General features: G+C 33.2%; 21 protein-coding genes. 6 read left to right on the top strand and 15 right to left on the bottom strand.

Going from position 1 to position 20,804, the window contains the following annotated elements; genetic code table 11:
* Positions 1–9: 9 nt before the first annotated feature.
* Positions 10–696: a JAB domain-containing protein gene (locus OCV67_RS01075; protein ID WP_147642001.1), complete on the bottom strand. Its 687-nt coding sequence runs from the start codon at positions 694–696 to the stop codon at positions 10–12.
* A 168-nt stretch (positions 697–864) separates the two neighbouring features.
* On the opposite strand from OCV67_RS01075, the gene OCV67_RS01070 reads away from it, so the two are divergent.
* Positions 865–1,806, top strand: a complete 942-nt coding sequence (locus OCV67_RS01070) for an RluA family pseudouridine synthase (protein WP_147642000.1) — start codon at positions 865–867, stop codon at positions 1,804–1,806.
* Positions 1,807–1,844: 38 nt separating this feature from the next.
* Here OCV67_RS01070 and OCV67_RS01065 read toward each other — a convergent pair whose 3' ends face one another.
* On the bottom strand, positions 1,845–2,984 hold the full coding sequence (locus OCV67_RS01065; protein ID WP_147641999.1) for a ribose-phosphate pyrophosphokinase: 1,140 nt from the start codon (positions 2,982–2,984) through the stop codon (positions 1,845–1,847).
* Positions 2,985–3,006: 22 nt separating this feature from the next.
* Positions 3,007–3,537, bottom strand: coding sequence for an inorganic diphosphatase (locus tag OCV67_RS01060; protein WP_147641998.1), 531 nt, complete (start codon positions 3,535–3,537; stop codon positions 3,007–3,009).
* 246 nt (positions 3,538–3,783) lie between these two features.
* On the opposite strand from OCV67_RS01060, the gene OCV67_RS01055 reads away from it, so the two are divergent.
* The 4 genes from OCV67_RS01055 to OCV67_RS01040 all read left to right on the top strand — a co-directional run bounded on the left by OCV67_RS01055 (position 3,784) and on the right by OCV67_RS01040 (position 10,383).
* Entirely contained in the window at positions 3,784–4,749 is a 966-nt protein-coding gene (locus tag OCV67_RS01055) for an AAA family ATPase (protein ID WP_147641997.1), read from the top strand.
* Positions 4,750–4,753: 4 nt separating this feature from the next.
* Positions 4,754–5,917 (top strand): DUF58 domain-containing protein, encoded by a 1,164-nt coding sequence (locus tag OCV67_RS01050; RefSeq protein WP_178084951.1) that lies wholly within the window; start codon positions 4,754–4,756, stop codon positions 5,915–5,917.
* Between the two features lie 399 nt (positions 5,918–6,316).
* The gene (locus OCV67_RS01045; RefSeq protein ID WP_178084950.1) at positions 6,317–8,440 is read left to right on the top strand and encodes a transglutaminase-like domain-containing protein; all 2,124 of its coding nucleotides are present in this window, start codon (positions 6,317–6,319) and stop codon (positions 8,438–8,440) included.
* Between the two features lie 95 nt (positions 8,441–8,535).
* Positions 8,536–10,383 carry an endo-1,4-beta-xylanase gene (locus OCV67_RS01040; RefSeq protein ID WP_178084949.1) on the top strand — a complete coding sequence of 616 codons (1,848 nt, stop codon included), beginning with the start codon at positions 8,536–8,538 and terminating at the stop codon, positions 10,381–10,383.
* A gap of 118 nt (positions 10,384–10,501) precedes the next feature.
* On the opposite strand, the gene metA is transcribed toward OCV67_RS01040, so the two are convergent.
* From metA to OCV67_RS00980, 12 genes are all read right to left on the bottom strand, one after another.
* On the bottom strand, positions 10,502–11,449 hold the full coding sequence (gene metA, locus OCV67_RS01035; RefSeq protein ID WP_147641993.1) for a homoserine O-acetyltransferase MetA: 948 nt from the start codon (positions 11,447–11,449) through the stop codon (positions 10,502–10,504).
* A gap of 73 nt (positions 11,450–11,522) precedes the next feature.
* The gene (locus OCV67_RS01030) at positions 11,523–12,920 is read right to left on the bottom strand and encodes an oxaloacetate decarboxylase subunit alpha (RefSeq protein ID WP_147642104.1); all 1,398 of its coding nucleotides are present in this window, start codon (positions 12,918–12,920) and stop codon (positions 11,523–11,525) included.
* A gap of 62 nt (positions 12,921–12,982) precedes the next feature.
* Complete coding sequence (locus OCV67_RS01025) at positions 12,983–13,345, bottom strand: biotin/lipoyl-containing protein (RefSeq protein ID WP_147641992.1); 363 nt, start codon at positions 13,343–13,345, stop codon at positions 12,983–12,985.
* A 27-nt stretch (positions 13,346–13,372) separates the two neighbouring features.
* A complete protein-coding gene (locus OCV67_RS01020; RefSeq protein WP_178084948.1) occupies positions 13,373–14,713 on the bottom strand; it encodes a carboxyl transferase domain-containing protein in 1,341 nt (446 codons plus the stop codon).
* A gap of 164 nt (positions 14,714–14,877) precedes the next feature.
* A complete protein-coding gene (locus OCV67_RS01015) occupies positions 14,878–15,252 on the bottom strand; it encodes a hypothetical protein (protein ID WP_147641991.1) in 375 nt (124 codons plus the stop codon).
* Entirely contained in the window at positions 15,252–15,986 is a 735-nt protein-coding gene (locus tag OCV67_RS01010; protein WP_147641990.1) for a pseudouridine synthase, read from the bottom strand. Before OCV67_RS01010 ends, OCV67_RS01015 begins: the two co-directional genes overlap by 1 nt.
* Positions 15,987–15,998: 12 nt before the next feature.
* Positions 15,999–17,135, bottom strand: coding sequence for a D-alanyl-D-alanine carboxypeptidase family protein (locus OCV67_RS01005; protein WP_147641989.1), 1,137 nt, complete (start codon positions 17,133–17,135; stop codon positions 15,999–16,001).
* 74 nt (positions 17,136–17,209) lie between these two features.
* Positions 17,210–17,596, bottom strand: a complete 387-nt coding sequence (gene ytfJ / locus OCV67_RS01000) for a GerW family sporulation protein (protein ID WP_147641988.1) — start codon at positions 17,594–17,596, stop codon at positions 17,210–17,212.
* Between the two features lie 21 nt (positions 17,597–17,617).
* A complete protein-coding gene (locus OCV67_RS00995) occupies positions 17,618–18,250 on the bottom strand; it encodes a hypothetical protein (protein WP_147641987.1) in 633 nt (210 codons plus the stop codon).
* Between the two features lie 28 nt (positions 18,251–18,278).
* Positions 18,279–18,851, bottom strand: a complete 573-nt coding sequence (gene scpB / locus OCV67_RS00990; protein ID WP_147641986.1) for an SMC-Scp complex subunit ScpB — start codon at positions 18,849–18,851, stop codon at positions 18,279–18,281.
* The gene (locus tag OCV67_RS00985) at positions 18,841–19,557 is read right to left on the bottom strand and encodes a segregation and condensation protein A (protein ID WP_147641985.1); all 717 of its coding nucleotides are present in this window, start codon (positions 19,555–19,557) and stop codon (positions 18,841–18,843) included. The genes scpB and OCV67_RS00985 overlap by 11 nt, the downstream gene beginning before the upstream one ends.
* A gap of 1 nt (position 19,558) precedes the next feature.
* Positions 19,559–20,311, bottom strand: coding sequence for a site-2 protease family protein (locus OCV67_RS00980; RefSeq protein ID WP_147641984.1), 753 nt, complete (start codon positions 20,309–20,311; stop codon positions 19,559–19,561).
* A gap of 204 nt (positions 20,312–20,515) precedes the next feature.
* Here OCV67_RS00980 and rpmB point away from each other — a divergent pair, with 204 nt between their 5' ends.
* Complete coding sequence (gene rpmB / locus OCV67_RS00975) at positions 20,516–20,704, top strand: 50S ribosomal protein L28 (protein WP_147641983.1); 189 nt, start codon at positions 20,516–20,518, stop codon at positions 20,702–20,704.
* Positions 20,705–20,804: the final 100 nt, after the last annotated feature.

Raw genomic sequence — 20,804 nt, 5'->3', positions numbered from 1 at the left:
AATTTCTCCTTATTTCAAAAGCGTAAATGCGCCGGATTCTTTTAACGATATTGCCTGTCCTCCGGCAACTATAATATGATCTAGAAGCATTATGCCCACAGGTTTTAATGTTCTGAACAAATCTGACGTAGCTTTTATATCTTCATCAGAAGGAATCAGATCGCCGTTAGGATGATTATGCGCAATAATTATGCTTTCACATTTATTTTTATATGTAAATTCTACTATTTTACGTATATTTACAGCGACTGTTCCCGGCGTACCCTCAGAAATTACTGCACAGTCAACAAGCCGGAGCTTATCATCTACACAAGCTATCCTAACCTTTTCTACATTTTCGCCAAGAAATTGATTTTTAAAATATTCACATGCAGTTTTATAATTTCCCATTGAGGTCAATGAAATTTTTGAATTAACATATTCCTTTGAAAGTGCAGGAATCATTTTTAATAGTACTGCTGTAGCTTCGTCAACTCCATCGACTTCTTTAAGCATATCAAAATCCGCATCAAAAACGCCTCCTATAGTTTTAAACTTATCAATAAGATTATGCGCTATCGCATTTGTATCTATTCTGGGACGTGAATAAAATAGAAGCAGTTCCAATTTTTCATGATCGGCAAAACCTGTAAATCCGGTTTTTATAAATTTCTTCCTTACTCTTTCTCTGTGTCCCTTATGCACGTTATCAGCCATGTTACCTCCAAATTGTATTTATGTAATATTACCTACTATATAGTATAATCCTTTTTTCTAAAAAATAAAAGTACTTTTAAAAAATTATATAATTTTACCTTTTTCAGTTTCAATTTTAAAAATAATATGCTATAATACAAATAAAAAGTTAATTAAACGAGGTTAAATATGAAAGAATTTAAAATAAACAAAAATGACAGCGGTCAGAGAGTCGATAAATTTATACTAAAAACAGTACCAAAACTACCAAAATCACTTTTATATAAGTACATAAGATTAAAAAGAATTAAAGTTAATAAAAAAAGATGTGAAATTTCTCAGGTACTAGCAGAAAACGATATGGTAGAAATGTATATAAATGATGAATTTTTTGATATCAAAAAAAATACTGAATTTTTAACTATTAATTCAAGTCTTAATATAATATATGAAGATGAAAATATTTTAATAGTAAATAAACCTGCCGGAACAGACGTACATAGAGGTTCAGAAAATAATAAAGAAACACTTATTGACATTATTAAATCTTATTTGTATCAAAAAAACGAGTATAATCCAGATGAAGAAAATTCTTTTTCTCCTGCAATTTGCAACAGACTGGATCGAAATACGACCGGACTTGTCATTGCTGCCAAAAATGCTCAGTCTTTAAGGGAAATCAACGAAAGAATACGTTCAAGGGAAATTGTAAAAAAATATTTGTGTATTTGCTGTGGGATCATTTCAAAGAATGAGTTTATTAAAACTGATTATCTGAAAAAATGTCAGCATAACCGTGTAGAAATAATTTCAAATCCAGTCCAAGGATATAAAAAAATAATTACAGGCTGTAAGGTTATAAGCCGGAAAAATAACTTTACTCTTGCTGAAATAAACCTTATTACCGGAAGAACTCACCAGATCCGCGCACATTTAGCCTATCTGGGATATCCAATTCTCGGAGACGGAAAATACGGCAGCGTTACTGTAAATAAACGAATGGGTATTTTTCATCAGCAATTATGTGCATACTCTTTGGAATTCAAATTAAATTCCGGCGGAATACTTAATTATCTGAACGGCAAAATTTTTAAAGTTCCTGATACAGGATTTTCGTTAAATATTTTTTGACAAAATATCAGCCCTTTTATATAAAAGGGCTGTAAGTATTATTGCTTTGAAAGAAGAGCTTTAATTTTTTCATGAGGATCAATAACAGTGCCTATTGATACGTCATGATTAATTGACGCAATAAAATATGAAATATATTTTGAAACGTCAACCTCATGAAACCACGGTCTCTGAAGAAGCTCAGGAGAACGATATGTCAGATTTGTTCCGAATACGCCTGAAATATATCCTTCCTCATAAGCTTTATCAAATTTTTCAAGACCGTTTGTAAACAATGCATAAGTACAGTAAGCAAAAAATCTTCTTGCATTTTTATTTTTCAGTGCATAAGCTATATCCAAAACTGATTCTCCTGACGAAATAATATCGTCAGCGACGAATACGTCTTTGCCCTCAACAGAATTTCCAAGATATTCATGAGCCACAATAGGGTTACGTCCGTCAATAATTCTGGAATAATCGCGCCTTTTATAAAACATTCCCATATCAACACCCAGAACAGAAGCATAATACATATTCCTGTTCAGTGCGCCTTCATCAGGACTTACTACCATAAACTCGTCTTTATTGATTACAAGATTATCTACATTTTTAAACAATGCTTTCAGTACCTGATATGAAGGAATAACATTGTCAAATCCCATAAGAGGAATCGCATTATGCACTCTCGGGTCATGAGCATCAAAAGTTACAATATTTGCCACACCCATTGACTGAAGTTCCTGTAATGCACATGCACAGTCAAGAGATTCACGGTAGCTTCTTCTGTGCTGACGTCCGCCGTAAAGAATAGGCATAATGACATTGATCCTATGAGCTTTACCGGAAATTGCCTGTATTATTCTCTTAAGATCCTGATAATGATCATCCGGAGACATAGAATTTTCTTTACCAAACATTTTATATGTACAGCTGTAATTTCCTACATCAACTACAATAAAAATATCCTTTCCTCTAACGGTTGATTCTATAATTCCCTTACCGTCCCCCGACGCAAATCTGGGGCACTGATTTTTAATTAGCAGCGTATCAACGTTATACCCGCCTTTTCTTGCCCATTCAACAAGATAACCGTCAATCTTGCCGCCTAGCTCTGCCGCACCCTCAAGGGCAATAATGCCTAAAGGTGCTACGCTTGCTTCTGAATTAAATAAAACTTCACTTGCTTTTACAGTCATTTCCAATTTTTCCTTTCTGTTATTATTTACAGAATTTATTAATATAATGCTCAATATCATCGGCGATTATAGATTTCGCACTTTCAGCATTTTCAATTTCGTCTACAGCCGTAGTCTTATTTTCCAATTCTTTATATACCTTGAAAAAATGAATCATTTCATCAAATATATGTTTAGGAAGTTCGTCAATATCCTTGTAGGTATTATAAGTAGGATCGTCAAAAGGTATTGCAATTATTTTATCATCATGGCGTCCGCTGTCAATCATTCTTATAACTCCTATTGGATAGCATCTGACTAGAGTCATCGGATACAACGTTTCAGAACAAAGCAGAAGTACATCGAGAGGATCACCGTCATCTGCATATGTTCTTGGTATCAAACCGTAATTTGCCGGATAATGGGTAGAAGTATATAAAATTCTGTCAAGCTTTATCAAGCCTGTTTCCTTATCCAGTTCATATTTTATTTTACTGCCTTTAGGTATTTCGATTACGGCAACGAAATCCTCCGCACTGATTCTTTTTGGACTTATATTATGCCAGATATTCACATTAACCGCCTTTCAAATATTTATTTTTTAACAAATCCGTACATATTTTTTCATTAATTAGTATATCCATTTTTATTCATTTTGTCAATAAGGATTAAAATTTTCATCACAAATTATAAAAAATATTTAAAATACTATTTAATTTTTCACATTATTCTGTATATTTTTTTATTCATAAAAAAACATTTGTAATTATCATAAAAAAATGATATAATATTTAATGTTATAAGGAAAGGAAATACAAAAATGAATGTTAATAGTAATTTATCTGCCGTTTCAAAAAAAATAAATGAAATTATAGGCGAAATAAATAAAGCAGTTATTGGTAAAAGTGACATTATAGTCAAAGTGTTAATGACTATAATATCAAACGGTCATATTCTTATTGAAGATATGCCAGGCGTTGGTAAGACCACAATGGCGCTGGCTTTTTCCAAAGCACTTTCACTGGAATACAAGCGAATGCAATTTACACCTGACGTATTGCCTACGGATATAGTGGGTTTTTCTGTTTATAATCCGGAAAATAAAAAATTTGAATATAAAACGGGAGCAGCCGTATGTAATTTATTTTTGGCTGATGAAATTAACAGAACGTCAAGCAAAACACAATCCGCTTTACTCGAAGTCATGGAAGAACGCCGAATCACAATTGAAGGAAACAGCTTTGAACTCCCTAAACCGTATATTGTAATAGCAACTCAAAATCCAATAGGCTCAATAGGAACTCAAATGCTCCCGGAATCTCAGCTTGACAGGTTTACAGTAAAATTAAGCATGGGATATCCCGAAATAAAAGATGAGATCAATATATTAAAAAGCAAAAATACAGATGCATTAAAAAGTATTTCTACAGTCGCTAACGGCAACGATATTATTCTATGTCAGAAAATTGCAAATAAAATATATGTAGATAACAGTATTTATTCATATATTGTTTTACTGGCAGACGCAACAAGAAAACATCCCATGGTAAAATTAGGTCTTAGTCCAAGAGGTACAATCAGCTTAACTTCAATGGCAAAAGCCTGTGCTTTGATGTCAGGAAGAAGTTATGTTATACCGGATGATATTTTATATATTTTCAAAGATGTTGTCGGACACCGTATCATACTGGAACATAAAGCAAAATTAAACGGTTTGTCAGTTAACGATATATTAAATGAAATTTTAAGAAATGTTCCGATTCCTAAAATCAATTATAAGGTTTAATTATATGATTATAACAAAAATTATTTATTTTATTTTAATTATAATTTCAATATTATTTTATATGCTGTTTATAGGTGATTTTTCACTATATCTTATGGTTTTCATTCTTTCAATTCCTATTTTATTTGGAATAATTATTGTTATTGCTAAATTTAATATAAAATTGGAAATTAATTCTGCTTCCCTTACATCAACTAAAAATGAAAAATGCAAATTTATACTTACAATTAAAAATAATACTATTTTCCCTTTTTCAAATAGCCGTATACAGATAGTATATAAAAATAAACTTTCGGGTATTGAAAATTGTATGGAAATATCGGTCCCGATACACCCATTAACTGAAGAAAAACTATATTTTTATCTTTCATCAGATTATTGCGGAATATTAAACGTAAAAGTAAAATCAATTAAAATATACGACTATATAAAATTATTCTCATGCAAGATAAATTCAAATAAAACATCCAGCGTTTATATTATGCCCGATATAAATCTTGATTATTTCGATTATTATTCAAAATCAATTGAAAATGATGACAGTGAAACATATTCTAACAGTAAAAGCGGTGATGATCCTTCTGAAATTTTTGAACTGAAAGAATATATTTCCGGTGATAATTTTAACCGTATTCACTGGAAGCTGAGTTTAATACACGACAAATTTATTACAAAACATTTCAGTCAGCCTACAGATTCTGCAATTGTTGTCATACCTGATTTAATATTAAAAGGATCCATATGTTCCATAGACACTGCCATTGAAATTTTCTATGCTGTTTCTCTGAACTTACTCCACAATAGTATGCCTTTTGAAATATGCTGTTATAATAAAAAAATTAAAGAAATAGAATTTATAGATATAATAAATTTTGATTCTCTTATTTCAACGTTTATTATGCTTATGGATAATCTTTTAGATGATGATTTTTACTCATTAACAAATAAAATTGAAGAAATTTGTTTAAACAAATCTGAAGTATTTTTTATTACAAATAATAATGTAAGTTTTAATTATCAAAACTTATTTGATGATAATTCTGTAAAAAACTTTATATTTGTTAATGATTCGTTTTCCAAAAGTCAATTTAAGTACTTTAATAATCTGAATATAGCCGAAATCCCTTCCGGAAAATTTCATGAAAATATTGAAAAAATTTTAAAGTAATCAAGGATAAATTTTATGAAACTTAATACGAATTCATATAATGGTATAAGAATTATTGACAGTATGAATCTGTCAGTACCTAAAAACAGAAAATTTTTAAACATAATTCCGCTTTTAATTATATCCTTTTTAGGAATATGGGGTACTGTTTTTTCTTACATTACCATGTTTGATATAACTATCAATTCAACGTTAATAAATTTTTGTACAATTTTATTTTTTGTAATTTTATCTATTATATTTATACTTCCACGAATATTTCATTTTTCTTTATTGCCAATATTGATAATTTATATAGTTATCTTGTATAAAAAATGGACAAATTTCATAGACGGATTTAAAATTATTTTTAATCAGACATATTTATCTATATATCCTGAAAAAAGCAGTTATTTCCGTATGGAAATCGTTAATATAGAGGACGCTGAACTTTTTTTAGCTTTCTCTATATTTATTTTAGCATTTATTATTTGTTATGCAACATTAATACATCCGAATTTTTTTCTGGGATTTTTATGCACATTTCCTTTTATTGAATGCGGATTATACTTCGGAAAAAATCCTGATATGCTACCGGTATTGACAATAATTATTTATTGGACATGTCTGTTGTCAATACAATACTCAGGATACAATCAGTATTCAGGAAAAAAAACATCAGGATTTCTGCGGAAAAAAAATTTATTCTATGCTAAACCTGAAATAAAATTCCGTACGGCAGGCTTATCAAGTATTTTAATAATAGCCGTATGCTGTATTGTATTCATAATGACGTATATTTTAACACAATGTTTTAGTTATTCCCGTCCTGAGAAAATAAATCAAATACGTTCAGACATGAAAATAGCAGCCAGTGAATTTTCTTTTGAAGATCTTGGAACCAGTCTGGAACGTTTTTCAGCATCATTAGGCATTGGTAATCTTAAAATGTATAATCATAAGCTCGGCGCACTAAATTCCGTTTCTTTTTCAGAATCTACCGATCTGATCATAGAAACAAATGAAGCAATTAATGAAAATATATATCTTAAAGGTTATACAGGTACAGAATATAACAACAACAGCTGGAACGATTTTTCTGATTCAATATATAAAGCTTACAACAACATGTTTGATAATTTTTATGATAACAAATCTTTTCCACAAGATATGTTAACTAATTATATTATTTCTCGTTATAAAGTTAATCTTACAGAAATTAAAATCAAATCACAATATATTAATGAAAAATATAATTATATACCATATCTTTCTATTCCATCCGGCGATATTACTTACGTTAATGATACGTCTGTTAAATTGGAAAATTTGAAAGAATATTCATTTATGGTAAGTACTGATCAAATAAATGAAAACAATTTTATTAATATGCTGGATGATATTGATTATGAAATAAATTCTTCTTTTGATCAATATAATGATTTTGTATATGAAAATTATTGTAATGTACCCGATACAAAATCAATGAATAAACTTTATGAACAATTTATTGAAAATTCAGATATTTTAAACCAGGATATATATCAAAAATTACAGTCCATAAAAAATATCTTATCTGAAAATGCAGAATATACTTTAAATCCCGGAAAAACTCCTAAATCTGAAGATTTTGTATCTTATTTCTTAACTGAGAATCACAAAGGATATTGTGTACATTTTGCAACTTCAGGTGTTATTCTAGCCAGAATGGCCGGAATTCCTGCTAGATATTCAGAGGGATATGTACTATTAAAAGATGATTTTAATAATAAAAATCTAACTGATAAAAAAACCTATAAAATAGAAATTAAAGATAATCGTGCTCATGCATGGGCAGAAATTTATATTGACGGTTTAGGCTGGATTCCCTATGAGTTTACTCCTTCAGGAGCAGCCGCTTTTAATGATAATGCCGAGGAAGTTCATACGTCCATATCTCAGAATACTGAGTTATCTTCAACAATTAATACTACTGTTTCTGCTTCATTGTCAGAAACTGATACATCAAGTACAAATTCCAATTTTTCTTCTTCTGAATCAAAATTATCTGAATCCGATTCAAACAGCATAGTAAATATAAATACTCACGTAAAACAGTCAACAAATAGTATTAGTTTGACAGTTAAACTTATAATTAGTGCTATATGTACGATAATATTTATTATTATACTTATATTAGTAAAGCATATAGTTATCAGTAATAAAAGAGAAAAAAAATTATCTGATTCGGATAATGCTAAAACTGTCTTATATGCATATGATTATATAATTAAATTACTTGAGTATATTAATATAAACAATAATAATATTACACATATTAAATTTGCCGAAAAAATTCAAAAGGAAAATCCGTGGATTTTTTATGAAAATGAATTTGTAAATGCTACTCAGACTGCACTTAAAGCTAAATTAAGTATGGAACCAATAACAGATACAGAAGCTAATAATATTTCAGAACTAAGCAAAAGAACTGCAGTAAAAATATATAAAAATATTAATATGGTTAAAAAGATCCATATGAAATTTATTAAAAATCTTATTTAATAATACTGCTTTTGAAAATTTGTACAAATTGATTGACATCTTGAACTTATTATGATAAAATATAGTAAGTAAATATAAAAATGGAGGGTGTATTAATGCGTAAAAAAATTCTTGCCGGATTGATGAGTACAGCTTTGCTATGTTCTTTAATTCCTGCTTCATACTCTTTAATTAATAATGAGTCTTCATCTTTTTTCTCTGTTGACGGTGCAGAAACTGTTTCAACTGTCGTTTATTCTACTGGCTTTGAAGATGGTATTAATGATTTTACTGGCAGAGGAGGCGTTGAAACATTACAAATTGTAAATACGGATTCATATAGCGGTACAAGCTGTCTGGAATGCAGTAACAGGGGAAAAGGCTGGCATGGTCCATGGTTGGCGCTTGAAGGTCTTTTGGAACCGGGAATTGAGTACATGGTAAGTGCAAAAGCAAAAGCACAATGGTATAACAATATTAACTTAAAATTGGATTATACCGACTCATCCGGGCAAAGACACTATGTAGATATTCTGTCAGCAGTGTCTCAGGGTGATTGGGTAGAAATGAATGACGGTAAGTTCATTATACCTAATAATGTAACAAATGTATATTTATATTTTGAATGTAATGATACAGCAAATATGTATATAGATGATTTTGAAATAAAAACTGCTCCGGTTTACGAAATTCAACAGGATATCCCATCCCTTAAAGATATTTATTCCTCTTATTTTAAAATCGGAGGCGCTGTTACAACAACAGAACTTGCCTCTAAAACAGCACAGGATTTAATTAAAAAACATTATAATAGCCTTACTCCCGGAAATGAACTCAAACCAGAGTCAATTCTTGATCAGGCAGCTACCATTGCTTCTGGAAGTGAAACAAATCCTGTAGTTAATATCGCAAGTGCAAGAGAAATTTTAGATTTCTGCCGTGACAATAATATTTCAGTAAGAGGACATGTACTTGTATGGCATAGCCAGACTCCTGATTGGTTCTTTAAAGAAGGATTTACGGACAGCGGAGACTGGGTTTCAAAAGAGATCATGCTTCAGCGTATGGAAAATTACATCAAAAATGTTTTTGAAGCTCTTGAAACTGAATATCCGACTGTTGACTTCTATGCCTGGGACGTTGTAAATGAAGCTTGGCTGGACGATGGTACTCCAAGAAAAGGCGGCGGACAATCTGAAAATCCTAATTATTCCGGTTGGGTAAAGGTTTTCGGTGACAATTCGTTCATTGAGCCTGCTTTTGAATATGCGAGAAAATATGCTCCGGAAGGATGTAAGCTCTATTATAACGATTTTAATGAATATATGCCTGACAAAACCAATGCTATTGTTAATATGGCAAATGAACTAAAAGAAAAAGGACTTATTGACGGTATAGGTATGCAATCTCACCTTGATGTTGGTTTCCCTTCTGCTTCAGCATATAAAAAGGCTTTAAAGGCATTTGTAGATACCGGTCTTGACATTCAGGTTACGGAACTTGACATAACTACTACTGATTTAACTGAATCAGGTTTTGAAAAACAAGCTCAAATATACAATGAAATCATGGATGCATGCGAAGAATATTCAGACAGTATTTCTGCCGTTGTATTTTGGGGAACAACTGATGACAAAAGCTGGCGTGCCGCAAAGTGTCCGCTTCTGTTTAATGAAGATTTCACTGCTAAGCCTGCCTATTATTCAATTATTGAAGGGTTAACCCCTAAGCCAACTGAAACACCATCAACTGATATAACAGAATACAGTAAAGGCGATATTGATAAGGATAAATTGCTGACAACTGCCGATATAGTTCTGATGCAAAAATATCTTCTTAAAATATATACTTTTGATGAATCACAGTATTCTTTGGCTGATATGAATTCTGACGACAAGGTTAATATATTTGATTGTATCCTATTAAAACGTATAATTATTGACTTAGAAACACCTAATAATTAAACATTTATAAATCATTTAAGCTGTTGATGATTATTACATCAACAGCTTTTTTTACTCCCTATTTTCAAAAATTTAATTGTGCTTTGAAATATACCAAAGTACAATTATTTAAATAAAATTAAAGTCCCGGTTCCCATTCCCAATTTAATAAATCAAGTTCTGTAATATCATATGGTGTAGATTGATAAATACAATAATTTAACCAATTAGAAAACATTAAATTTGCATGACATTTCCAATTTAAAAGCGGAATATTGTCAGGATCGTTATTAGGAAAATAATTATATGGAAGTACAGTTTCCATTCCTTTATTTTTATCCCGAAAATATTCTTCAGATAATGTTTCACGACTATATTCTGCATGTCCCATAATAAAATACTGTCTTCCATTTTTATTGGCAACAATATGTATACCGGCTAGTTCAGAAGATGCAAGGATCTGAAGTTTATCTATTTTTTCAATGTCTTCCCTTCTGATTTCAGTGTGACGTGAATGCGGTACCATAAATTCATCATCAAATCCATTTAACAATTTAGCATTATGATACTCAATTTTATGCGGAAAAATACCAAATATTTTTTTAGAAAGAGAATATTTAGGAATACCAAAATGATAATATAAACCTGCCTGCGCTCCCCAGCAAATATGCATGGTAGAAAAAACATTTTTCTTTGACCATTCCATTATTGCAGTAATTTCTTTCCAATAATCTACTTCCTCAAATTCAAGCTGCTCAACAGGTGCACCGGTAATAATCATACCATCATATTTATTATTTTTTATCTGTTCAAAGGTTGTATAAAAATTACTGAGATGACTTACAGGTGTATTTTTTGAAATATGAGATTCCAAATAAAGCAATTCAATATCAACCTGTAATGGAGTATTACTGAGAAGTCTTAATATCTGGGTTTCAGTTTCTATTTTTTTTGGCATTATATTAAGAATAATAATTTTTAATGGCCTGATATCCTGATGTTCCGCCCTGCTTTTGGACATTACAAAAATATTTTCATCTTGCAGTTTTTTATATGCCGGTAATTCATGCGGTATTTTTATAGGCATTTTAGTACCTCCTTACGCTAATATAACTTAGAAGGCGAACAAAAGTCCGCCTTCTAAAATAAACAAATTGTAATTAAACCGGATGAATCTGTTTTTCAGAATCTGAATGAGCGCCGTCAATACCAAATTTAGCATTTCTGCGGTTTTCAAAGAATTTAACGGCAACCTGTCCGAACTGAGCATAGCTGAGAACATCTTCTTCCTGTTCTGTCCATTCTGCACATTCTTTTTTGAGTTTATCAAGTTCAGGTTCAAGAAGGTCAGCAGGACGACAGTCAATAGGAGTATCGTCACCAATAATCTTTTTTCTGAATTCAGGGTCAATAGGCACCGGAGTTCTGCCGTATTCTCCTCTAACAATGCCCTTGAATTCCTTAGTAACCATTTTATAGCGTTCACCCATTATTACATTAAACACAGCCTGTGTACCAACTATCTGTGATGAAGGCGTAACCAGCGGAGGATAACCCGCATCTTTTCTTACCCTAGGAACTTCTTTCAGTACTTCTTCCAGCTTATCTTCTTTTCCTGCTTGCTTCAGCTGTGAAAGCAGATTAGAAAGCATTCCGCCAGGTACCTGATAAATCAAAGCATTAGCATCAACTGCAAGCATTTTAGGATCAAGGAGACCGCTGTCGATATATTTCTTTCTTAATTTCATGAAATAATCTCTGATTTCTGTCAAAAGAACTAAATCAAGACCAGTATCATATTCAGTACCTTGGAGAGCCGCTACCATTGATTCAGTAGGTGCATGGGACGTACCAAGCGCCAATGGTGACATTGCCGTATCAATTACGTCAACGCCTGCTTCAATACCCTTAAGCAAGCACATTGATGCTAGACCGGACGTGTAATGAGTATGTAGCTGAATCGGAATTTTTACTGCTGATTTCAAAGCTTTAACAAGCTTTTCAGTTTCATAAGGAGTAAGCAACGCTGCCATGTCCTTGATGCAGATAGAATCTGCCCCAGAATTTTCAATACGTTTTGCATAATCAACATAATAATCAGTTGTAAATACATCGCCTAATGTATAAGAAATAGCAACCTGAGTATGCGCACCTTCTTTTTTGGCGGCTTTAATAGCTGTTTCAAGATTTCTGATATCATTCAAAGCATCAAAGATTCTGATTATGTCAATACCGTTTGCTACTGATTTCTGGACAAAATACTCCAGTACATCATCTGCATAGTGACGGTATCCAAGCATATTCTGACCACGGAAAAGCATCTGAAGCTTTGTATTAGGAAGATTTTTTTTCAGTGTTCTAAGTCTTTCCCACGGATCTTCATTTAAAAATCTCAGACAAGCGTCAAATGTTGCACCGCCCCAACATTCTACAGAGTGGTATCCCACTTTATCCATGAGAGGCAGAATTGGAAGCATTTCATCCATAGTCATACGTGTTGCAATAAGTGACTGGTGCGCATCACGCAATACGGTTTCAGTAATTTTTACCTTACCCATAATTATACCCATGTTTTGCAGTTATCCGCAAAACTTCCTTTCTCAAAATTTATGATTTTAAATTAGCCTATTGTTGCAAGAGCGTCTCCAGAATTAACGGTATCACCTTTCTTAGCAAGAACGCTAGTAATTTTGCCGTCACATGAAGCAACAATATCATTTTCCATTTTCATAGCTTCGAGAATCATAATAACTTGTCCCTTTGATACAGTATCGCCGACGTTTACTTTTACGTCAAGAACCGTACCAGGCATTGGCGCATTAACCTTTTCGCCGGATCCTGCAACAGGAGCAGAAGCCGCCGGAGCTGCTGCCTGAACAGGAGCTGAAACCGGTGCAGAAGCAACCGGAGCTGCTGAACTGTCCAATTCTTCAACTGCAACATCATATGCTTTGCCATTTACTGTAATATTAAATCTTTTCATAATTTTAACCACCTATTCTTATATTAATCAAAATTGAATATTATTGTGCTTTTTAGGAAGCTTCTGTACACGCTTGCCTGAAAGGATATCCAATGCTGAAACAAGGACATTTCTTGTCTGTGAAGGATCAATAATATCATCAATAAAATTATTTTCCGCAGCTGTTTCAGCTGATGCGAGAGTTTTTTCATATTCAGAAATAAGTTCATTTCTTGCACTTTCAAGATTGTCTGTACCCTTAAGCTTATCATGCCACATAAATTCTACTGCCGCCGCAGATGAAACAGGCGCAATAACAGCGTCTGGATAAGCATATGTAAAATCTGAATTTGAGCTGTTACCTGCAACTGCCGCAAAAACAGGACCTACCGCTTTGCCCGTAACAACGGCAATTTTAACAGTCGTAGCTTCTGAATAGCTGTTTGCAAGAGTAGTCATAGCTTTTATTGACGATACTGCATCCGCATCTTCAAAACCTTCTGAATTTACAAATGTTACAACCGGTATTGAAAATGCATCGCAAGTTCTCATAAAGCGTGCAAGCTTTGCACAATCGTCTGAATTAAGCTTACTTCCTTCTTTTCCGGCTGCGGCAATACCTGCTGTTGCTCCGCCTATGGTTACAAAACCTGTGTAAGAAGCATTACCAAATTCTGCACTGATCTCAATTTCACTGTCTGCATCCGCAGCAGAATTTATAATGGATTTTAAATCTGTTCCTGATACCGGCGAATTTTCGGCAAATTCAAACATTGGAACAGGCGCAAGATTATTAACAGGCAAAATATTAACAAGGTCTCTTGCTTTTTCAATAGCAGCTTTATCATCATCGCATACGGCTGATGCTATACCGGATTTAGCTGCCGCTTCAGCAGAGCCTGAGCTGCTGTTAGGAGCCATAAAAAATTCGCTTTCCTTTGTCATAATTACAAAGTCAGATGAACACGCAAGCATAGCGGCAGTACCTGCACATGTTCCGGCAATAACAGAAATCTGCGGAACAACTCCTGAAATTACGGAAGACGCACCAAGCATTTTTCCGTAAGCAGCAAGAGACGCAGCCGTACCGTCCATAAAAGCACCGTTTGAATCATGAATCCCAACAATAGGAGTACCTGTTTTTGCCGCAAGTTCATAAAGCTTTGCGATTTTGTCAGCCTGTGCAGCGCCTACAGCGCCGCTGTTTAATGACTTATCCTGTGAAAATGCATAAACAGCATTTCCGTTTACATAGCCGTAAGCTGAAATAACGCCGGTAAGAGCATCCTTTTCTTTTACCATTGAATTAATTTCGCTGTAAATACCATCGTCAAAAAGCAAAGAAAGTCTTTCTCTTGCCTGACTGTTCGTATTCTTATCAATCTGCATATTATCGTTCCTTCCTGTACGGATTTTTTCCGCTTATCATTTAGACGGGCATCTATACAAATATTCCGGCATTTGCGCACAATTGTGTAAATAAGAATATTTTTTTCAATGCCAAATCAATATACCTTAATATTATACTATATTTTTTGAATTAAAGCAAGTATTTATTGCAATTCTTTACATTTTTTACAATTAATCATAAAATTTGAAATATCATTAATACATTGTTCATGTTCCATTACAAATCCGAGTTTTGTTAAATTATGTATTTTATTTTCATCTTTTATTTCAAATATGCATTCATTTATACCGCTGAGCATTGCTTTAAAAAGTATAGTGCGAATAATTCCGTCAGTAACATTCATATCTGAACTGTCAAAATCATAAATCGTAACTCCGTTTTCATCAACAGAATATATTCCATATCCATTTACACTGTCCCCGTTTATTGATTCAACAATATGCAGATATTGGCAATCAATATTTTGAATTATATTTTCATAACCGTCTGTATTTTTCTTTTCATGTATTTCAAGCATTATTTTACATCCTTACCTATTGCATTTCTGATAGCTCTTAGTTCATCTGCCGTCAGTTCCCTGTACGTACCGGGTTTAAGCATACCAAGCTTCAAAGGTCCTATACTTATTCTTCTGAGCCTTGCTACTTCCAGTCCCACTGCCTCGCACATTCTTCTTATCTGACGGTTTCTTCCTTCTTTTATAGTTATTAATAGCACTACTCTGCCCTGTTCTTTATCTTTAACAACAACATTTGCAGGCAAGGTTTTTCTACCGTCAAGTTCAATACCGTCGGACAGCGCTACAAGCTGTTCGTCCGTTATATTCGGGCGAACCGTTACCCGATATGTTTTACTTATTTGTTTCGCCGGATGCATAATATTATTTGCAAAATTACCGTCATTTGTAAATAAAAGAAGTCCTTCCGAATTTTTATCCAGTCTGCCTACAGGATAAACTCTTTCATTTACATCGTCCAGCAATTCAGTTACGCATTTTCTACCCATCTCATCACTCATAGTCGTTACATAGCCTCTCGGCTTGTTTAGCATAATATATATATTATTTTTCTTTTTAGGCCTGTAAATTCTTTCACCGTCAATAGTAATGATATCACGTAATGACGCTTTGTCTCCGGGTTTAACCGGATGACCGTTTAATTTTACTCTGCCCGCCGACATCAGTTCCTCTGCCTTTCGGCGAGAACAATAACCGCAGTCAGAAATAATTTTTTGTATTCTTGTCTTTTCCAACTTATTACTCCTTTAATTATTAAATAAAAATTTTTTAATTTTTTCAAAAAAATTTTTATCAGTCTTTTTTTCAGTTTCTTTATATTCAGTATTTTTCATAGCATTTAATGATATGCTATCAATATATCTTCCGTCATAATAATATTTTATTTCGCCTATTTTATCACCCGTCTTTATACCGGAGTAAACAAAAGGCGGAAGTATTATACTTGAAGATATTCTATTCGCAGTTTTTCCGTCGTCACCTATTAAAATCTGTTCTTCAGCTCTGACTGGAATCGTATTTTCAGTTCCTCCTGCAACAGGTACTGCAAATATTTCGTCAGTGGACAGCTCAAGCGGCTGAAGTACAGAATATCCGTAATCATACATATTTATATGATCCTGCCAATCGTTTTTGTCATTTAAAGTCACGCATATAAGCGAGATTCCTTCACGCTCACAGGCAGAAACAAGACATCTGCCTGCCTCATCAGTAAATCCGGTTTTTACGCCCTTCACTCCCTGATACATGTCAAGAAGTTTATTTGAATTCGTCAGCCATCTTTCATACGGAGGATTTCCAAATTCTACTTTAGCCTTTTTCTGCGAACATATTTCAGCAAAATCAGGATTGCGAAGAGCTTCTCTTGCCAGCAAAGCCATGTCATAAGCCGATGAACCGTGTCCCTCTCCCTCAAGACCAGAAGGAGTTACGAAGCATGTTCTGGTCATTCCTATTTTCTCAGCACGCTCGTTCATCATATCCGCAAAATTTTCAATGTTTCCGCCTAGTTTTACTGCCGTAGCATTAGCGGCGTCGTTTCCAGAAGGCAGCATCATCCCATAACACAAGGCACGCTTGGTTACGACGTCTCCCTCAGTCAGCCCCATTGACGATCCTTCAACCTTAATTGCTTCGCCGTCTACAACAAACTGATCGTCAAGACCTCCGCTTTCAAGGCACAAGAGAGTTGTCATAATTTTAGTAGTACTTGCCATCGGAAGCTTTTCCGACGAATTTTTTTCAAATAAAATTTTACCGGTTTTTTCTTCAATCAATACGCAGGCTTTTGCAGAAACCTCCGGCACTTTGCTTTCAGCAGAAACCGTATAAGGATATACCAGAATCAAAACTACCGTTAAAATAACAGAAAAAATTTTTTTCATAAAAACCTCCATAAGCTTTTTTATTATTTTATGAAGGAAAGAAAAAAAATAGGACATCTGTTCAACTCAAGAATTTAATTTTCTGAATTTTTTTTATCTTTTCCAATTAAATCAGATATTTTATCAACTACATCAGGAATTAAATTTACCAATGCATTTGGAGTAGACGCATTTACCGACATCTGCATAAGCTTAGCCTCTCCTTTGTAAACCACCATAAAAGCCAGAGGCTGAATGGATACTCCTGCGCCTGAGCCTCCGCCAAAAAGGTCTTTTACATTTTTACTTGGAAGATCAGAACCTCCCGAAGCAAATCCAAAAGAAACCTTTGATATAGGAATAATGGCAGTTCCGTCCTGGAGCTGAATAGGATCTCCTATAATCGTATTTACGTCTACCATTTCCTTAAGCTTATCCATAGTAATTCCCATAATATTTCCGATTGTATGATTCTCGCCCATGACACTCTCCATTCTGCCGCCTTATAACTGCGGCTCATATTTATTTTGATTCTTTATACTTTTATTATTTACCAAAAATGTAAAAATAAATACAATCATTGCTGAAATACCTGCAGCTGGTGAAATTTTTATCATAAAACTCAAGTTATAGCTGCATTCAGGCTGATTATATATACATTTTATATCAATACTTTTCTTTTTCAGCTTTATAAAGCAATTCAAATAAGCTATAATATTGTACACGGCAATGTTTGTTTTACCGAATTTCAAAGCACAGTCATATGCGTCCAGATCCGATATAATAAAATCCAAATCAATATTTTTAACACAAATATGTTTTGTTATATGTTTAAAGGTTTTTCCGGTAGATTTTAAAATATTAAGGACGAATTCTGTTTTTTCTTTATTATCTTCCGGAATAATATTTCTAAATTTAGATTTTTTTTGTCTGTTTTCGTCCCTGTTATGCTCCTCACTCTTAGATTTCTTTAAATTTTTTTTTCGTTTCCTTATCTGATTGACATTTTTTTTAATAAACAGATATTTTATAATAATACTTGTTTTTCCGTTTTGATAATTAACAAATATTTTTACAGGAGAAAATATCAATGTAAGTATTATCAGCAATATTACAGCAAGAACAATCCACACCATATATTCTCTTCCCTTTCTGTCATATTATCTATTCATCATATTGATTATTGTCATTTTTTTCATCAAATAAACTTGTCTGAGAATCTTTATCTTCTCTTACAAGCGGAGGCAGATCCTCAAGCGAAGAAAGACCGAAGCTTCTCAGAAAAACGTCAGTGGTTTTATATGCTACCGGACGTCCCGGAACTTCAAGTCTGCCGTCTTCTTCAAGGAGTCCCTTATCTACAAGGGAATTGATAACAGACGAACTGTCAATACCTCTTACATTTTCCACAAAGCTTTTTGTCACCGGCTGATTATATGCAATAACCGTCAATGCTTCCATTGCTGCATTTGAAAGAGGAGTTTGTTTTTTATACTCCAAAGCCGCTTTTATATATTCGGCATACTCTTTTTTGGTACACATCTGATAACTGTTTCCGATATGTATTATATTAATCGCACTCTGATTGTCACTATACCGATTGTTAAGGGTTTTAATCATACTGCTGACAATGCTTTTATCAATTCCTGCCGCTTCAGAAATACGGGATTCGTCAACAGGTTCTCCGGATGCAAATAAAATAGCTTCAACTGCTCCGAGCTTTTCATTAAACTGCAAGATTATCAACCTTCTTTTTAAAGTATACCATAGTATTATCATCACTTATCATTATCCTGCCTGATTTAGTCAATTCTAAAATAGCAAGAAAAGTAGCAACTCTTTCCGAACGTCCGGTCATACCGTCAAACAGTCTGTCAATATACACTTTACCGTTCGCATATAAATTTTTCAGCACATAAACGACTTTTGATATAACCGACACAACCTTTTGCTGAACAACGTCATTTATTTTCTTTTCATTAGCCTGTTTGAAATCAGTTTTTTTAATATTCATGTTCATATATGCTTCGGCAAGCTTTTGCGGCGGATGACTGAGCTTGTACACGCTGTCAAGCTTTATTTTAATAGGTTCTCTAACAAAAATATCGTTTCCTGCATATTTCTCCCGAAGCTTTGCCGCAGCCTTTTTACATAATGAATATTCAATCAGCGTCCCTTGAAGTTCTTTTTTTATTTCTTCTGCCTCCTCCGATTTGGGAAGAAGTGAGACTGTTTTAATGTAAATCAGTCTTGCCGCCATTTCAAGAAACTCGCCGGCAAGCTCCAGATCCTGTTCCTTAGCCTGTTCAATATATAAAAGGTACTGCTCCAACAGCTTTGATATTTCAATATCGTTTATATTGAGCTTATGCTTAGAAATAAGGTGCAGAAGCAAATCTAGAGGTCCTTCAAATACATCAAGTTTAAATGATATATTATCCATGCTATGCTCCCATAAGCTTAGGAATAAATCCGGTTATTAACCATAAAAATTTAATAATAATATTTCTTACCCAGCCAAGAGGACCCGAAAGTATACCAGATACTACTAAAATCAAAAATACAACATTAATAATCATATAATTTTTTTCGATCCATCTTTCTACCTTATAGCTTGTAAAATAGCTTAATATTTTTGAACCGTCCAAAGGAGGAATAGGTAAAAGGTTAAAAACAGCAAGTCCTATATTTATCAATATGAAGCATTCCAGAATATAAAGAATAAAAAACATGTAATTCATTCCATTTGCACTCAATTCAAGACTTGATGCATTAAGAGGTGTATTAAGAACATCATCTATATTACTGTACTGAGAATAAAGAATGGAAATACCGTCTCTGAAAAATTCAGACGCAGTTATAAACCGATAACCAATAAATGCAATCAACGCCACCAAAAGGTTTGACGCCGGTCCGGCAGCGGCAGTTACAGCTACTCCTAAACGCTGTTTTTTAAATTTCAGAGGATTTATCGGAACCGGCTTTGCCCAGCCAAATCCGGTAAACAGCAGACATAAAGCGCCCAAAATATCAATATGTGCCAACGGATTCATTGTAAGTCGTCCGGAATACGCAGCGGTATCGTCCCCCATTTTGTGAGCTGCCCATGCATGAGCATACTCATGAACCGGCAGAATAAGAAATATAATTATTACTTTTGTAAATATCTCAAGCAAAGTACTTGTATTCAGATTCATAATGTTTCCACCCTTTCTTTATATAAAAAACAATTAATCTTTATTATACAATATTATTAAAAAAATTTCAAGTAAAAATTAACTATAAATTCTTTCTAAAAATTTTTTTTATATTTTTTGAAAAAACACTTGATTTTTTTGGTTTTTTCTGATAAAATATATACGTTGACTTTTTGTTAAGTAAAGTTAAGGGAGGTGCAGTCAATGGCAAAATGTGAAATCTGCGGTAAAGGTGTAACATTCGGCATTAAGGTTTCTCACTCACATAGAAGAACAAATAGAACATGGAAACCAAACGTTAAGCGTGTTAAAGCTATTGTTAAGGGTACCCCTTGTCATATCTACGCATGTTCAAGATGCCTTCGTTCAGGTAAGGTTGAAAGAGCAAACTAATTGCTGACCGTTTATAAATCAGGAGTTTGTAAAACTGCTCCTGATTTATGTTTTTTGTGGTATGAGAAGAAATTTTAAGCTCACTGTTTAAGTGAGCTGT

Origin of the sequence: Porcipelethomonas ammoniilytica, assembly GCF_025567485.1 — a bacterium.
GTDB classification, from domain to species: Bacteria; Bacillota; Clostridia; order Oscillospirales; family Ruminococcaceae; genus Porcipelethomonas; species Porcipelethomonas ammoniilytica.
Note: the sequence above shows the minus strand (reverse complement) of the source record. Positions and strands in the feature narration are given on the sequence as shown.